General features: G+C 46.4%; 16 protein-coding genes. 8 read left to right on the top strand and 8 right to left on the bottom strand.

Annotation, left to right across the window (positions count from 1 at the left end):
- The 6 genes from HMPREF1051_RS04140 to HMPREF1051_RS04115 form a co-directional block, all read right to left on the bottom strand.
- Positions 1-1,106 (bottom strand): GspE/PulE family protein (locus HMPREF1051_RS04140; protein ID WP_003764755.1); only part of this gene is annotated, 1,106 nt, incomplete at its 3' end.
- 524 nt (positions 1,107-1,630) lie between these two features.
- Positions 1,631-2,104, bottom strand: a complete 474-nt coding sequence (locus HMPREF1051_RS04135) for an outer membrane protein assembly factor BamE (RefSeq protein ID WP_003757128.1) — start codon at positions 2,102-2,104, stop codon at positions 1,631-1,633.
- Between the two features lie 64 nt (positions 2,105-2,168).
- Positions 2,169-3,428: a YadA family autotransporter adhesin gene (locus HMPREF1051_RS04130; protein WP_003764771.1), complete on the bottom strand. Its 1,260-nt coding sequence runs from the start codon at positions 3,426-3,428 to the stop codon at positions 2,169-2,171.
- Between the two features lie 728 nt (positions 3,429-4,156).
- Positions 4,157-5,236, bottom strand: a complete 1,080-nt coding sequence (apbC, locus tag HMPREF1051_RS04125) for an iron-sulfur cluster carrier protein ApbC (protein WP_003764752.1) — start codon at positions 5,234-5,236, stop codon at positions 4,157-4,159.
- Positions 5,237-5,548: 312 nt separating this feature from the next.
- A complete protein-coding gene (gene murU / locus HMPREF1051_RS04120) occupies positions 5,549-6,247 on the bottom strand; it encodes an N-acetylmuramate alpha-1-phosphate uridylyltransferase MurU (protein ID WP_003764762.1) in 699 nt (232 codons plus the stop codon).
- A 260-nt stretch (positions 6,248-6,507) separates the two neighbouring features.
- Entirely contained in the window at positions 6,508-7,380 is an 873-nt protein-coding gene (locus HMPREF1051_RS04115; RefSeq protein ID WP_003764767.1) for a pirin family protein, read from the bottom strand.
- 163 nt (positions 7,381-7,543) lie between these two features.
- On the opposite strand from HMPREF1051_RS04115, the gene HMPREF1051_RS04110 reads away from it, so the two are divergent.
- The 6 genes from HMPREF1051_RS04110 (at position 7,544) to guaA (ending at position 12,132) form a co-directional block, all read left to right on the top strand.
- Positions 7,544-7,900 carry a winged helix-turn-helix transcriptional regulator gene (locus HMPREF1051_RS04110; protein ID WP_003764768.1) on the top strand — a complete coding sequence of 119 codons (357 nt, stop codon included), beginning with the start codon at positions 7,544-7,546 and terminating at the stop codon, positions 7,898-7,900.
- A 125-nt stretch (positions 7,901-8,025) separates the two neighbouring features.
- Complete coding sequence (locus tag HMPREF1051_RS04105) at positions 8,026-8,511, top strand: DUF4189 domain-containing protein (protein WP_003764760.1); 486 nt, start codon at positions 8,026-8,028, stop codon at positions 8,509-8,511.
- A 176-nt stretch (positions 8,512-8,687) separates the two neighbouring features.
- On the top strand, positions 8,688-9,314 hold the full coding sequence (locus HMPREF1051_RS04100) for a hypothetical protein (protein ID WP_231286253.1): 627 nt from the start codon (positions 8,688-8,690) through the stop codon (positions 9,312-9,314).
- A gap of 159 nt (positions 9,315-9,473) precedes the next feature.
- Positions 9,474-9,923 carry an SsrA-binding protein SmpB gene (gene smpB, locus HMPREF1051_RS04095; protein WP_269208434.1) on the top strand — a complete coding sequence of 150 codons (450 nt, stop codon included), beginning with the start codon at positions 9,474-9,476 and terminating at the stop codon, positions 9,921-9,923.
- Positions 9,924-10,101: 178 nt separating this feature from the next.
- Positions 10,102-10,440, top strand: a complete 339-nt coding sequence (locus HMPREF1051_RS04090) for a hypothetical protein (protein ID WP_003760104.1) — start codon at positions 10,102-10,104, stop codon at positions 10,438-10,440.
- 126 nt (positions 10,441-10,566) lie between these two features.
- Positions 10,567-12,132, top strand: a complete 1,566-nt coding sequence (gene guaA / locus HMPREF1051_RS04085; protein ID WP_036491748.1) for a glutamine-hydrolyzing GMP synthase — start codon at positions 10,567-10,569, stop codon at positions 12,130-12,132.
- Between the two features lie 471 nt (positions 12,133-12,603).
- Here guaA and tssC read toward each other — a convergent pair whose 3' ends face one another.
- A complete protein-coding gene (gene tssC, locus HMPREF1051_RS04080; RefSeq protein ID WP_003760102.1) occupies positions 12,604-14,133 on the bottom strand; it encodes a type VI secretion system contractile sheath large subunit in 1,530 nt (509 codons plus the stop codon).
- 40 nt (positions 14,134-14,173) lie between these two features.
- Positions 14,174-14,671 (bottom strand): type VI secretion system contractile sheath small subunit, encoded by a 498-nt coding sequence (gene tssB, locus HMPREF1051_RS04075; RefSeq protein ID WP_003760099.1) that lies wholly within the window; start codon positions 14,669-14,671, stop codon positions 14,174-14,176.
- Positions 14,672-14,839: 168 nt separating this feature from the next.
- Here tssB and tssK point away from each other — a divergent pair, with 168 nt between their 5' ends.
- Entirely contained in the window at positions 14,840-16,186 is a 1,347-nt protein-coding gene (gene tssK, locus HMPREF1051_RS04070) for a type VI secretion system baseplate subunit TssK (RefSeq protein ID WP_003764748.1), read from the top strand.
- A gap of 1 nt (position 16,187) precedes the next feature.
- Positions 16,188-16,404: DotU family type IV/VI secretion system protein (locus HMPREF1051_RS13055; RefSeq protein ID WP_196794310.1), on the top strand; the 217-nt coding region annotated here is incomplete at its 3' end.

The following is a 16,404-nucleotide window of genomic DNA, read 5'->3' as shown; positions in this document are numbered from 1 at the left end:
GCAGCAAAAGTCAAACCTTGTTTGTCATTGACGTTGACTTGGTTGATGCCGGGCAAATTAATCTCGGCCGGGTCTTCTGCGGTGGAAATATTGACATCTTCTGTATTTAAAATATTCAAGCAAGTATAAAGTGATACGGTTTTACCGGAGCCTGTTGGACCTGTTACCAATACCATGCCATAAGGCCGATGAATAGCCTCAAGCAGCATTTCTTTTTGGAAAGGCTCAAATCCCAGTTGGTCAATATTTAAAGTTGCTGCATCAGAATTCAGAATACGCATTACCACTTTTTCGCCAAAAAGCGTAGGTAACGTACTTACACGAAAATCAATGGGGCGACCGTGTTTATGGAAAGCAATCTGAATACGACCATCTTGCGGTACGCGTTTTTCCGAAATGTCCAAACGCGCCATTACTTTGATGCGTGAAGCTAGCTGTCCGCGTACAGCAACAGGGGGTTGAACCACTTCCCTTAGCTGTCCATCTACACGAAAACGGACACGAGCCATTTGTTCATAAAATTCGAAATGTATATCGGATGCGCCTGCATTTAGCGCATCTGATAAGGTCTTGTGAATAAAACGTGGAATAGGCCCATCTTCAGCCTCTTCGTTGTCAATATAAAGCGCCTGAGAGGGCTGAGCAGCTTCTTGTTCTTCACTAATTTCTTTTAAGATAGTGGTAGAACGTTGTCCTAACCATTCTAAAAGAGAGCTTAACTGGTCGTCAGGTACGACAACTAAATCTATCGTCACACCTGAAGAAAAAGTGATTTTTTGGAAGTTTTGGATTTGTGTCGGGTCTGATACGGCCAGATAAACTTTACGGCCGCGACGAAATATGGGTATGCATCGATTTTGAACCATCTGTTCTTCGCTTAAAACATCAGTTATGACATTGCTGCGAGGATAATGATGCAAATCCAATAAGGGGTAGCTGAATACACGTGCAACTAATTCTCCTAAACTTCTAGGAGAGATGATGCCGTCCGCAAAAAGCATGGGTAAGATTTCTTTCCCTGATTTCAAGGCATTGCCGTAATGTTCAGCTTGTGCATTTGTAATGGTCTGGCTTTGAAGCAGTACGCGTAATAGTCCGATACTCATTATTCAATTATCCATTTCTTGTATAACCTTTTATACAGTAAATATTTTCAGGCGTAATGCCGATGAAATATCTTACAAAAAGGAGATCCCCATTGGTTACTTGATATTTTGTATTTAACTGTATTAAAAGGAAATTTTATTTTAAGTGTTTTTATTTATTGTTAAGGAATAATATGATATTCCGATGGTATGTGCAATCCCTTATTTATGCAGAATATTATAGGGAGGGTAGTTTGGAAATTTTTAGGGAGTCGCTATTATAAGGCAAACAATACAGTTGCAACACTTCTCGGCGGAACTTTGTATGAGACTCTCTTAGAGTGATTGCTTTGGATGCTGTTTCTAGCGGGATAATTTGGTGGTATTTAAGAGACAGTATGGTGGGGATAGACCACATGTAGGTCGTCTGAAAACTAAAAATGCGAAAAGCCGAATCATGTTTGAGTACATGATCCGGCTTTGATTTGATATGAGCGACTATTTCAGCAAATTAAAAATAGAGACTCAGTTCGTTAGTCGATAATTTATTGGCGAATACGAGTTTGCGCGGGTGCAGGTGCAACTTCGCGAATAATGACTTCACGAACAACTTGAGGTTCTGCTTTTTTCGGACCGCAGCCTTCAGGCATCCAATAGAATGATTGGGCATTTTTGTCTTTATCAAACAGAATCTTGAATTGGCAAGTTTTGTGTTCGCCATTTTCACGGTAGTTGAACAAGTAGTCCCACTCGCGCACGCCATAAAGACCTTCTTGGAAGTGAGGACGTCCAATCAGTTCATAGATTTGGTCTTTATTCATGCCGGCTTCAATTTGACGGACATTATCCCAGTTTGGCCAAGAGCCATGTTGAGTACCATCGTGACGCAGGGTGGTTTTGGCTGCATCAGGCCATACGGGATTGTCAGTAGTGCCTTCTTTGCTAACTTTGCTCAGATTGCCACAGGCTGCCAAGGAGAGTGCTGCAATCGCAGGCAATACAAATTTCGATAATTTCATGTTTTTTCCTTTTATATCAAATCTTTGATAGATGGAGATGATTTTAAGCCATCCCCTCTAGGTCTTACCATTGGTAGCCGACGCTTCCGCCCCAGTTGACATCTTTGCGGGTGTTCACGCTTACGCCGGTTTTGATAGACCATTTGTTGTTATCGGAATTATGTGCATAACCAACAGCAATTGCTTGTTGACCACGATAGCCACCTACAGCTGCAGAAACGATACTTTTACCTGCTTCGTTCGGACGTTGCAGGAAGCCGATTGCAGTAGCACCAGCGATACCTGCACGCAGGTCTTTGTTCATATCGTTGATACGGTCTTGGAGGTTATTGATAACGATGGTGTTGCCGTTTGTTTGTGCGGCTACTTGGTACAGTTGGCTGCCGTTGATGGCATCTGTGCTGGTAGGTGTGATACGGCCGGCTGCAACATTGGTGATTGTGCGTTCGTTACCTGCTGAGCCTACACTTACTGTAGATGTAGGATTAGTACCGGCAAAACCACTGTAAGTTACGCCGTTTACAGTAGCGCTGTTAGTGCCTACTGCAGCAGAAGTAGTAGAATTTGCGCCTAAAGCAACAGAGTATTCATCACTTGCAATCGCTCCGCGACCGATAGCGACAGAAGAGCCGCCTTTAGCTTGGGCCTGCAGACCAGAAGCGACGCTGGCGTTTCCAGTAGCTTGGGAAGCAGGACCTGTTGCAACAGAGTAGTTGTCGCTGGCGACGGAAGAAGAACCTACTGCAGCCGCAGAAGTACCGCTGGCTTGAGCTTTTTGACCTACTGCAACGGTGTAAGCGCCGGTTGCTTGAGTACCTTGTCCGACAGCGGTGGAGGCAGGAGCTGTAGCATTAGAGCCGGAGCCAAATGCGGTAGAAGACAGGCCTTCAGCGACAGAGGAAGAACCTACTGCAGTGCTGCTGTTGCCTTTTGCGGCAGCTTGGCGACCGATAGCGGTAGCTGCATTAGCAGTTGCACTGGCACCTTGACCGAAAGCAGCAGCGGCAGTGCCTTCAGCTTTGGAGAGTGTGCCAACTGCAGTAGCAGATTCATGTTCAGCAGTGGTTTCAGTACCAATTGCAACAGTGCTGTGGCTTTTTGCGCTGGCTTGAATGCCAACAGCCACGCCGTAACGGCCAGTTGCGCCCTTGCTGTCATAGTTGCCGCGGACGGGTTCGTTGTTATCGTTAATGCTTACATATGAAGCATTTGTCAGCGCTGCTGCAAATGCAGGCGAAGCAGAAACAAGACCTGCAGCTGCCAATGACAAAGCCACTGTTTTGTTGAGCGCGGTAAAACGATTCATGTGTGTTTTGTGTTTCATAATTATCTCCCTGATAAAAACACATAAATAATAATATGGATGAATCTATATATTTCGCATATTTTAATTGACAAATATATGCCGTTTATCTAATATGCATACCACTGGTCATCGAGCAGTAGTAAAATACATAAAATTTTATTTCTAAAAAATAAAATTGATTCAGAAAACAAATGGTTCGAAGCACGATTTACTACTTCGTACATGATCACCATTATATGAAGTTCCTTATTTTGTATTTATTATTTTTTTTTATCAAATATTAACTTCATTATAAAAAAACAATCGATTTCCTCATTATCTATATGTAATATATAACAAAAAAAATAATAACACATATAATATATTTATGTTTTTTGATTTATTTTGGTTTTAAATTGCGTTTTTTGCTTTTTAGTTAATTAAAAATATCTTTTTTGCTCGGTTTGGTCATTGTTGAAATCAAGCGTTGCATTTTATATATTTAATATGGTAGGAAATTTTATATGAAGATATATTTTTTCTACTGGAAATGATATTTTTCTTTTTTGTCTCTCTGTTAATTATTCCATAGATTTGTGTTGTATTTTCGATACTTGTTCCATGGTGTGGATAAGAGGTGTTTTTGTTTGGATGGTATATATTGGGATAAGCTGAGATTTGTAAAGACAATCCGAGTTTTCAGACGACCTTTTAGTCAAAAATAAAGCCCGATTATTGCAATCGGGCTTTATTGGTTTGTGGTTGTATCATTCAATCACGATTTTCGGGAAACGGCTGCTGAAATCTTTGCCTTTGTCTGCAATGGTCAGGGCGATTTGGAAGGCCGCGTCGGTATAGATTTTGGCAATGGCGGGATGTCCGTCAAACAATTGTTTCGCCGCGCCGCCATCCATTGCTTCGCGTACGGGTAGGCTTAACGGAAGCTGTCCGAGCAGTGGGACATTCAGACGACCTGCCAGGTTTTTGCCGCCTTCAGAACCGAAAATAGCTTCGGCGTGGCCGCAGTTGGAGCAGATATGTACCGACATGTTTTCCAGTACGCCGAAAATCGGAATATTGACTTTGTGGAACATATCGACTGCTTTGCGCGCGTCAATCAGGGCGATGTCTTGCGGCGTGGTAACGACGACTGAACCGGTTACAGGGATTTTTTGCGACAGGGTGAGTTGGATGTCGCCAGTACCCGGCGGCAGGTCGATGAAGAGGTAGTCCACTTCATCCCACTCGCTTTGGAACATCAACTGCTGCAAGGCTTGGCTGACCATCGGGCCGCGCCAAACGACGGCTTGGTCGGTATCGACCAGAAAGCCGATGGACATCACTTGGATGCCGCTGTCGGCTTCGACGGGAATCAGTTTTTTGTTTTGTTGGTCAGGTTTGCGGTCTTGCACGCCCAACATGGTCGGTTGGCTCGGACCGTAGAGGTCGGCATCCAGTACGCCCACTCGCGCGCCCATGCGTGCCATGGCGGTGGCAAGATTGGCGGTAGTGGTGGATTTGCCGACACCGCCTTTGCCGGATGCAACGGCGATAATGTTTTTGACGCCTTTGATGGTGGCAACGCCGGGCTGTACTTTGTGCGTTGTGATTTCCGTGTCGATGCTGAGGTGGATATGCGCGTCGCCCGTGATGCCGATGACGGCTTCTTGCAGGCTGTTGGCGATGTCGGCGGCGATGTGGCCGACGGGGAATCCGAATTTCAGTCCGATATGGAGGCCGTCGGAACGTTCTTCCAACAGTTGGACGGCTTTTTCACTGCCGAGCGTGCGTTCGGTACCGGGGATTTTTACTGCTTCCAGTGCAGTTTGAATGGCTGCGATATTCATGGCGTATCTCTGGTTGATAGGGAACGATAATTGAATGAAGGATGATTCATGTTTGGTGTGTTAAATACAGGAAATACGGTAGGTATGGAATGAAAGATACGGATCCATATTTCAGGAAAAATGCGTGAGTGCTGTAATAAATTTTCTTACAATAAAAACTGTATCTAAAGTCATCAAAATTAATTTAAATATTATTAAAAATATAGAGTTTTTATACAATGAATTATCAGGTTGGTCATGATATTTTATGTAATTATATTTCTGAACTTTATATTATGTTTTAATGAATATGAATGAGCTGGGTAGTGAATGTTAATCCCAATTTGCGGCAAGTTCATTTGCTATTTTGAGTCGTTCTGTAGTGCCGACATCCAGCCATAATCCATTGTGTTGCTCGCCGGTAACGCGGTGTTGGTTCATGGCTTCCCGCAATAGAGGCGCGAGTTTGGCGATTTGGTTGGGCGGTGTATTTTGGAAAAGGTCGGGGTGGTATATGCCTATGCCGCTGAAGGTTAGTGCGATTCCTTCGGTTTTATTGGAGTGTACCTGTCCATCGGGGGAAATGGAAAAATCGCCCTCCGGATTGTGTGGGGGATTGGGAACCAACCAAATATGTGCCAATAGGTTGGATGTTTGTAGGGATGCGGCAGCCTGTCGGGCGGCGTTGAAGTCGATATCGGTCAAAACATCTCCGTTGATGACAAGGAAAGGGGCGTCGCCCAGTAAGGGTAGGGCGGTGGCGATTCCGCCGGCGGTCTCCAGTCCGCCTGTCGATTCGGGAGAGTAGGCTATGCTGACTCCGTATTGTGCGCCGTTACCAAGTGTGGCTTCGATTTGTTCGCCTAGCCATGCGTGATTGATGACGATTTCGGTGAAACCTGCGTTTTTCAGACGACGTATATGCCAGCCGATGAGTGGTTCGCTGCCGACTTTTAGAAGTGGTTTGGGTGTGTGGTCGGTCAGGGGGCGCATCCTTTCTCCGCGTCCTGCTGCCAGTATCATTGCTTTCATGGCTGTCCTTGTTTGGGATGGGATTATATAGTGGATTAACTTTAAACCAGTACGGCGTTACCTCGCCTTAGCTCAAAGAGAACGATTCTCTAAGGTGCTGAAGCACCAAGTGAATCGGTTCCGTACTATCTGTACTGTCTGCGGCTTCCTCGCCTTGTCCTGATTTAAATTTAATCCACTATAGTGAAACGCGTGATATCCGTTTTCAGCACGAGAAACCTGTCTGTGAGATACAGCCTATTTTGTTTCGGCGCAGAGGCTCAATCAATGCTGCCGAATTTGCCGCTTTTGAAATCGCTGATGGCTTGGCGGATTTCTTCGGCGGTGTTCATCACAAACGGGCCATAGCCGACGACGGGTTCGTCAATCGGGACGCCGGAGAGCAAAAGGATTTTGACTTCTTCGCTGTCGGCTTCTATGTGTACGTTGCCGCCGCTTTTCTCAAAGCCGACCAATTGTCCTGCGCCTGCCTGCTCTTTGCCGTTTAGGGTAACGTTGCCCCGCAGGACGACCATAGACAGGTTGTGGGCTTCGGGTATTTCCAATACGGCTTTTTTATTGGCATTCAAAACGATGTCCCAGACGTTCATTTCGGTGAAGGTGTCGGCTGCGCCTTTTACGCCTTTGTATTCTCCTGCAATCAGACGCAGGCAGCCTGCCTCGTCAGGGAGCTCAACCACGGGGATACCGGTTTTGGCGAGATGCTGATAGCGCGGCGGCGTGTTTTTGTCTTTGGCGGGTAGGTTGACCCAAAGTTGGACCATTTCAAACAGTCCGCCTTTTTTGCTGAAGTTTTCGGAGTGGAATTCTTCATGGATGCTGCCCGAACCTGCGGTCATCCATTGCACGTCGCCTTCGTAAATGATGCCGCCCCCGCCGCTGGAGTCGCGGTGTGCCACTTCGCCGTGGTAGGCGATGGTAACGGTTTCAAAGCCTTTGTGCGGGTGTTGTCCGACACCGCGCGGGCTGCGGGCTTCGTTGGGGGAGAATTCATAGGGTGCGGCGTAGTCGAGCATCAGGAAAGGGTTGGTGCCGCGGTCGTCGCCCATGTGGGAGAACAGGGGTTGGACGAGGAATCCGTCGCCGACCCAGTGTTGGCTGGTTGCACGGTAGATTTGTTTGACGTTGCGCATGATGAGGTTCCTTCTTGTGGGGTCGTCTGAAACCTTTTCAGACGACCTTTGTGTAATGAAATTAATAATGTCATGGTTGCCATACTTTGTTGCATGTATTATATGGGGTACAAACTTATTAACAAGTACGCACAATTTTTATACTGTCATTCGGAGGTCAATAATGGCGGAAACAGAACCGACACACGGCGCCTGCTGTCCGGTCGTCAATACTTTGGATATTATCGGCGGCAAGTGGAAGGTATTGATTTTATATTATTTACACGGGGAAACCCGACGATTCAACGAGTTGCAGCGTCTGCTGGCGGGCGTTACCCAGCGGATGCTGACGTTGCAATTGCGCGAGTTGGAGAGCGACGGTATTGTCCATCGCGAAGTGTATCCGCAGGTGCCGCCGAAGGTGGAGTATTCGCTGACCGTGTTTGGACGGACATTGATGCCCGTCATCGAGGCGATGCACCGCTGGGGCGAGCAATATGCCGCAGAATGTGCAAAACACAGAAAGCAGCCGCAGGAATAAGTCGTTTCAGACGACCTCTCGGTCAGGTCTTTAAAATGAAAAGTGATGCGGGCATATATTCGCAACGGGCTTTGCTTTATAATGATGACAGTCAAACATAACGACATAAGCATTTGGAATCAATAATGAAAAAAATTGTAACGGCTCTTATCGCCACCATTTTGTCAGCAGGCGCAAATGCAGCGGATACTTATGGTTATCTCGCCATGTGGCAGAACCCGCAAGACGGCAATGATGCGCTGCTGATTAAAACGACTAAAGAAAATATGTCGCAAATCGAGGCAAATGCGGAGCTGGAAGCGTTTTGCCGCGGGCAGGACACGCTTTCGGGCGTGCAAAACGGCGAGGCGACAGGCTGTAAATCCGTTGTTCCGCTTCATAACACCTGCATCGCCGTCGCATACCCGAAATCGGAAGGCAAGCTGACGACGAACAATGCGGTTGTGATTACTTCGCCGCGCTTTAAGAGCGTGCATCAGGTTGCGCTGAATCAGTGCATCAAGAAATACGGTTCGCAAGGGCAATGCGGTTTGGAAACGGTGTACTGTACTTCGAGCGCGTATTACGGCGGTACGGTCAAAACGTTGTTGAACCGATTGAAGGCGCAATAAATAGCGTAAAAAGGTCGTCTGAAAACCGCATAACGGCTTTCAGACGACCTTTCAATTCATCTTCTATGTATAGTGGATTAACTTTAAATCAGGACAAGGTGAGGTAACGCCGTACCGGGTTAAAGTTAATCCACTATAAAACGGCAAGGAAAAATCTGATGATTGATTATATAAAAATGTATGAAAGCATGAGTGCTTCTCATGAAACCAAAAGTCTGCGCTTTCCGCTTTATTTCAATTTCAAACTTTTATCCATTGCCAATGATTTTTTTGTCAAAGACGAAGCGGGTAACGAAATCGCTTATACGCGTCAGAAAATGTTTAAACTCAAAGAGTTGATTAATGTTTTCCCTGACCGCAATCAGGATACGCCCGTATTCACCATTCATTCGGAACAGATTATTGATTTTGGTGCGACCTATATCATCCAAGATGCTTCAGGTAAGGTTTTGGGGAAAGTGGTGCATGATGGCGTCGGGTCGCTTTGGCGTACCAGCTATCAGGTGACGGATGCGGAAGATCAGTTGCTTTTCCATATCCGTGAAAAAAATCCGTGGGTGACAGTATTGGACAAAATGGCAGGGCAGATTCCTTATTTGGGTTCGCTGACGGGTCTTTTTTTCAACCCGACTTATTTGATTACCCGACCTGACGGGACTTTGGTGTACCGCTTGAAGAAATTGAGGGCGTTATGGGAAGGGAAATTTAGCCTGCACAAAGAAGACCAAGCGAGTTTGAACGACGATATCTTGATATTGAATTCGGTGATGTTGTTTTTGTTGATGGAAAGAAATAAAGGATAAAGCCAAATGGTATTCAGGCAGGCTTGCGGATGAAATGTCGGGTATTTGATTTTGAGGACAGGGCTGCTCAAGGTTTATCACATCCATTCACATTCAAACATTTTCATTTCTAGGACGCGCTGATAAAATAGCTCGTCTGAAAAGTATAGAAGAATCAAAATAATGAGTATTGCCAATAATAAAAAAGCCTTTCACGACTTCTTTATCGAAGATCAGCTCGAAGCCGGCCTGGTATTGGAAGGTTGGGAAGTCAAAGCCATCCGCGCCGGGCGGGTGCAGCTGAAAGAAAGCTATATCTACTGGAAAAAAGACGCTTTTTATCTGGTCGGCTGCCATATTACCGCGCTGCCGACTGCCTCGACGCATGTCAAACCCGACCCCGTCCGTCCGCGCAAGCTTTTGCTCAAGCAATCCGAAATCAACAAGCTCATCGGTAAAACCGAGCGTGCGGGTTACACCATCGTCCCGTTGAACCTGCACTTCACACGAGGCAAAATCAAAATGGAAATCGGTTTGGCGAAGGGTAAAAAACAACACGACAAACGCCAAAGCCTGAAAGAAGCGGACTGGAAACGCGAAAAACAACGTTTGATGAAAAATGTGCGCTGAGGCTGATAGCAGCTTGAATGGAACGCCGGGTGCTGATGCCGCTGCAAACTTGTGCCCGCCGTTTACACATCAAGCCCTATGTTTGCAAAAACATACCCAAGATTGCTTTCTTCAGGCTTTTCAGACGACCCTTGCGACCCAATAATCAGGGTCGTCTGAAATTTTACGGAGTAACGTCATGTCCCGCTCTTCGCTTTTCCTGCCGCTGTTTTTGATTATCTTCGGTGCCGTTTGGTTTTTGAAAACGACGGACATCCTGCCCGCAACTTCGACCATCGTGTCCGCCGGTATGGTGCTGGCGGGGATTGCGGTTTTGGTGATGGACGGTGTCAACAAGCAGTCTATCGTTTCCGGCCCGCTGCTGGTGTATATCGGCGCGGCGGTATATCTGCACAATCAATACTGGCTCGGTTATTCGCCGTTGGTTGCTTTGGGAATGATGGTGCTGGGCTGCCTGCTGCTGCTTTCGCGCAGCGATATGGTGCCTTATAAGCAGCATAAACAGCAGGATAACTAAGCCCCTCTCTCTGCAAAGGTCGTCTGAAAATGGTATAATCCGCCGTTTTCAGACGACCTGTTTTGTTATCGGAATCCCGTTTTGAAACAGTCAGACCGTTCCCTATCACTCTGCAAAGTTCCCGCCATGACCCAAGACAAAATCCTCATCCTCGACTTCGGTTCGCAAGTTACCCAGCTTATCGCCCGCCGCGTGCGCGAAGCCCATGTTTATTGTGAGTTGCATTCTTTCGATATGCCTTTGGACGAAATCAAAGCCTTCAATCCGAAAGGCATCATCCTCTCCGGCGGCCCCAATTCCGTTTACGAATCCGACTATCAAGCCGATACCGGCATCTTCGATTTGGGTATTCCGGTTTTGGGTATCTGCTACGGAATGCAGTTTATGGCGCACCACTTGGGCGGCGAAGTGCAGCCCGGCAACCAGCGTGAATTCGGTTACGCGCAAGTCAAAACCATCGATAGCGAACTGACCCGCGATATTTACGACGATGCGCCCAATACGCTGGACGTATGGATGAGCCACGGCGATAAAGTGTCCAAGCTGCCCAACGGCTTTGCTGTTATCGGCGATACTCCGTCATGCCCGATTGCCATGATGGAAAACGTTGAAAAACAATTCTACGGCATCCAATTCCACCCGGAAGTGACCCACACCAAACAAGGCCGCGCCCTGTTGAACCGCTTTGTCTTGGACATCTGCGGCGCGCAACCCAGCTGGACGATGCCGAACTACATCGAAGAAGCCGTTGCCAAAATCCGCGAACAGGTCGGCAGCGACGAAGTGATTTTGGGTCTGTCGGGCGGCGTGGACAGCTCAGTAGCCGCCGCGCTGATTCACCGCGCCATCGGCGACCAACTGACTTGTGTGTTCGTCGATCACGGCCTCTTGCGCCTGAACGAAGGCAAAATGGTGATGGATATGTTCGCCCGCAACTTGGGCGTGAAAGTGATTCACGTCGATGCCGAAGAGCAATTCATGGAGAAACTCGCCGGCGTTACCGATCCCGAGAAAAAACGCAAAATCATTGGCGCGGAATTTATCGAAGTATTTGATGCCGAAGAGAAAAAACTCACCAATGCCAAATGGCTGGCGCAAGGCACGATTTACCCCGACGTAATCGAATCCGCAGGCGCGAAAACCAAAAAAGCCCACGCCATCAAATCGCACCACAACGTCGGAGGCCTGCCTGAAAACATGAAACTCAAGCTGCTTGAGCCGTTGCGCGACTTGTTCAAAGACGAAGTGCGCGAACTGGGCGTCGCTTTGGGCTTGCCGCGTGAAATGGTGTACCGCCATCCGTTCCCCGGCCCCGGTTTGGGCGTGCGTATCTTGGGCGAAGTGAAAAAAGAATACGCCGATTTGCTGCGACAAGCGGACGACATTTTCATCCAAGAATTGCGCAATACTACCGACGAAAACGGCACATCTTGGTACGATTTGACCAGCCAAGCCTTCGCCGTGTTCCTGCCCGTAAAATCCGTCGGCGTAATGGGCGACGGACGCACTTACGACTACGTCGTCGCGCTGCGCGCAGTCATCACCAGCGACTTCATGACCGCACACTGGGCAGAACTGCCGTACTCGCTGCTCGGCCGCGTGTCCAACCGCATTATTAATGAAGTCAAAGGCATCAACCGCGTGGTTTACGATGTAAGCGGCAAACCGCCCGCCACGATTGAGTGGGAATAAAAGTAAAGATATAAACGCATAAAAAGGTCGTCTGAAATGGTTTCAGACGACCTTTTGGTTTTTATAAAAGAATAATGGAACAAGGAGATGGCTGAAGTGCATTTAGACAATATAGTGGATTAACTTTAAACCAGTACGGCATTGCCTCGCCTTAGCTCAAAGAGAACGATTCTCTAAGGTGCTGAAGCACCAAGTGAATCGGTTCCGTACTATCTGTACTGTCTGCGGTTTCGTCGCCTTGTCCTGATTTAAATTTAATCCACTATATAAGGAGAAAACGCGATGTCGTCCTAACGAATTTCATTTGCCAAAAAATAAAGCGGTCGTTCATGTAGCAAATACAGAACGACCGCTTGAGTCCAGCATCATTTTAGATTGTCTTCGGCAGCAAACAACTAAGGGTCTGCTGTCTTAATGATTCATTGCATGAATATATGGAAGACAAATCATGCGATACCGTTATTCAAGAGTTTATTTTTTCTCTTTCGGCATTTGAGATACCAAGGACAGGTTTACATCCAAGCCTTCGATTTGGAAGTGAGGACGGGCAAACAGACGGACTTTGAAGAAGCCGGGGTTGTCTTCGATATCTTCAACCAAGACTTTGGCTTCACGCAGAGGATGCGTTGCCTGCAACTCGTCGCTTGGATCTGTCATTTCAGTAACCAATGTATTGATCCAAGTGTTCAATTCCAATTCGAGCATACGGCGGTCTTTGGTTGTACCGATGTTTTCGCGTTGGATCAGCTTGAGATAGTGAGCCAGACGGGAAAGCAGGAAAACGTAAGGCAAACGGGCATTGATGCGGCTGTTTGCCGTCGCTTCTTTGGTTTCGTAGAGCGCAGGTTTTTGCGCTGAGTTGGCCGAGAAGAAGCAGGCGTAATCGCGGTTTTTATAGAAAGACAGCGGTACGAAGCCCAAATTGGCAAATTCAAATTCACGGGTTTCGGGAATCAGGACTTCGGTAGGGATTTTTACTTGATTGCCGGTACCCAAATCATACATATGGATAGGCAAGTCTTCTATCAGACCGCCGGCTTGTGGTCCGCGGATTTGAACGCACCAGCCGTTGTTGATGAAGCTGCGAACCATGTTGGCAGCGAAGGCAAAGGATGCGTTTGCCCATAAGTAACGATCGTGTTCGGTGCCCTTAACTTGTTCTTCGTAATTGAAGCTGCGTACAGGAACTGTATCGCTACCGTAAGGCAGACGGGCAAGGAAGCGGGGCAGGGTCAAGCCGATATAGCGCGCATCATCGGTTTCGCGGAAGCTTTTCCATTTGATGTATTCGGCACGGTCCATATAGTTCGCCAAGTCCTGAATGCCGGCGACTTCTTCCATGCTTTCTTTACCGAAGAAAGATGGGCCGACAGAGCCGATGAATGGCATGTGTGCAGAAGCGGAGACGCGTGAAATATTGCGCAGCAAAGCCATGTCTTGCGGGCTGCGGTCAAATTCGTAGTTGGAGATGACTGCGCCGATAGGTTCGCCGCCCGGGGTGTCGTATTCGTTGCTATAAGTGTGGCGATACAGTCCGCTTTGGACGATTTCGGGTGCGTCTTCAAAGTCTTGAATCAAGTCTTCTTTGGAGACGTCGAGGATTTCGATTTTAACGTTGTGACGGAAGTCTGTGCGGTCAACCAAGAATTTCAGACCGCGCCATGCAGATTCGATTTTTTGGAATTCTTCGTTATGGAGGATTTCATCTAATTGGCGGCTGAGCTGTTCGTCAATGCGTGCGATGTGGTAGTCCAACAGGCTTTTGTCGAGGCGTTCTACTTTTTGAGATGAGTCCTGAATCATCTTTAAAAATACGCTGACCGCTGCTGCGATACGTTCATCCGCAGAGGCTTCGGACATTTTTTCGGCGCTTTGGAACTGTTCGATATCGATGACGGAGTCGACGGCGTTTAAGTTGATTTTTTGACACAGTGCTTCATAAACACTGGCTGTGTTTTCTTGTTCTATAACGGTTGTTTGGGCTTCTTGGCGTTTTTGCATATTTTAAATCCTTACGGGTGTTTTCAGACGACCTTGTGTTTTATTTGTTAACAGGTGCAATTTTTTCGAGGCGGTCGCGCAGTTCGGCAGACAGATTTTCGTCACGCAAGATGGTTTCCAGTTCGCGACGGAATGCCGAATCGTCCAATAGGTTGGATTTCAAGTCACGGAGCAGGTTGCGCATAGCCAATAAAGCGCGCAGCTCGGGAACATTTTGTGCAATTTGTTCCGGATGGAAATCCCGCATAGATTTGAAATTCAAATTGATGTTCATCTCGCCGCCGGCAGGGGAGAGGGTGTTTTTCACAGTCAGGTTGGCTTTAGGATTAAAGTCGGACAATACGGAATCAAAGTTGTTTTTGTTGATATTGACTTTTTCTTTTTCGGCAAGGTCGCGTTTGTCTTGACCATTGCTGTAATCACCGGTGACTAAAAGTTTGAGCGGAAGCTCGACTTTTTTCTGTGCGCCTCCGGTATGGAGGTCTAGTTTGATATTGATACGTGAAGGTGGAACTTCGTTTTGGAAACTTTTGCTCACGGCTAATCCTATTCTCTGTTATGTGTTGAAGGGAAAATCTTTCGGTTCAAATGAAATATAAATACTAAATTTGGATATATTTCTATCTAAATAGTATAAATGTTAGGTATACTGTTGTCTATTGCATTCAAAATTTATCTGACAAAAGGTATTTAAAAGGTATAAACAGTGAAATTTCATAAACCATTATGGGAAGAGGGTGTCTTGCTCTCTCCTCAGCACTTCCAACAACAAAACGTTTTTAATAGTTACATTTATGCAACAGTAATAAAATTGATGGGCGAATTCAAGTGGGGATGTTTTCGTTGCGAGTTCGACCAGCAGACGCTTGAATTAGGAAAAATTAAATTGAATGAGCTTCAGGCCTGCCTGCCGGACGGAACTCTAATCGACTTGCAGTCGGGCAGTGGCTCTGTTGAAGTTCGTGATATTAATAGCCTGCCTATGAGAGCGCGAAATACAGTGCTGTTGGCTCTCCCGGTTTATCAAGCGCATGTACCGAATTTGGTGGATGAAAACGGGGCTGGTAATACTCCTAGACGGTTTGTGAAAAAGTTCGAGCAAGTTGAGGATTTATTTTCCGCTGAGGAGGCAGAACTTGCCGTTGAGCAATTAAATTTACAAATTCGTTTTGATTTCGAGGATAATGACGATTACATTACATGCCCCATTGGTGTAGTGGAAAAAAACGAGAATGGGGCATTGATTTGGTCTAAAGACTACATCCCTCCATTATTGTCGATTACAGGTTCGGAAGTTTTACTTTCATGTCTGAATAGAATCACTTTGCTGGTGTTGTCCCGTATAGATAACTTATCCGCCCGCCGCCGGGCGCGTAGTGAAAATACGGTCGATTTTTCTGTGTCTGACTCAACCTTGTTCTGGTTCTTGCATGGATTAAATACGATTTATCCTGAATTGAAACATTTGAATGATTACCCGCAGCAACATCCTGAGGAGCTTTATAAACTCTTAGTGCGTCTGCTTGGTATGTTGTATACATTCAGGGTGAGTGAATCTGTGAATGAGATGGAACCATACGATCATTTTGATCTGTTTGGAACCTTCAACCGTTTGGAGTTGAAAATCCGCAGTCTGTTAGATGAAGTCATTCCATCGCCTGTCATCGAATTGTCGTTAGAACATACAAAATCCACACATTGGCGAGCTCAGATATTTGACAGCAGAATTGATGATAATGCGGAGTTTTATATCTCGGCACATTCTGATTCCGTTGTTTTTGCTGAATTGCAGAAGCAATTGCCATTGGTCAGCAAAATTGGTGCACCTGAAGACGTGGAACGCGTTATCAATACGGCAGTAATGGGAGTGCCTTTGCAGTTGTTGAATCAAACCCCTCCTGGTTTGCCGTTCAGAATGGATAATGTTTACTTCAGATTAGACAAACGGCATGTGGCATTTTCAAGAATGATGCAATCGCAGGTATGTAGTATTTACGTTCCAACATCTATACCCAATTTACATTTAAGCTTGTTTGCAGTAGTGAGTATTTAATATGAACCATAATCCATTGATTCGAAGTGAATTAAGAGATACTGCTTTGACCGTATCCGCATTATCGGCAGGTTTTAGTCCCGAGCATGCCTCAACATGGTATGAGTATGGCAAAACTTTGGTAGAGAATTTAAGAAAAAATTTAGCAAGCTCTGGTCGTAGTGCAGAGGAGATTGAAGAGATTTCTTATGCGCAGTGTGCGCTTTTGGATGAGGTTG

The organism is Neisseria sicca VK64, assembly GCF_000260655.1.
Taxonomy (GTDB): domain Bacteria; phylum Pseudomonadota; class Gammaproteobacteria; order Burkholderiales; family Neisseriaceae; genus Neisseria; species Neisseria sicca_B.
Note: the sequence above shows the minus strand (reverse complement) of the source record. Positions and strands in the feature narration are given on the sequence as shown.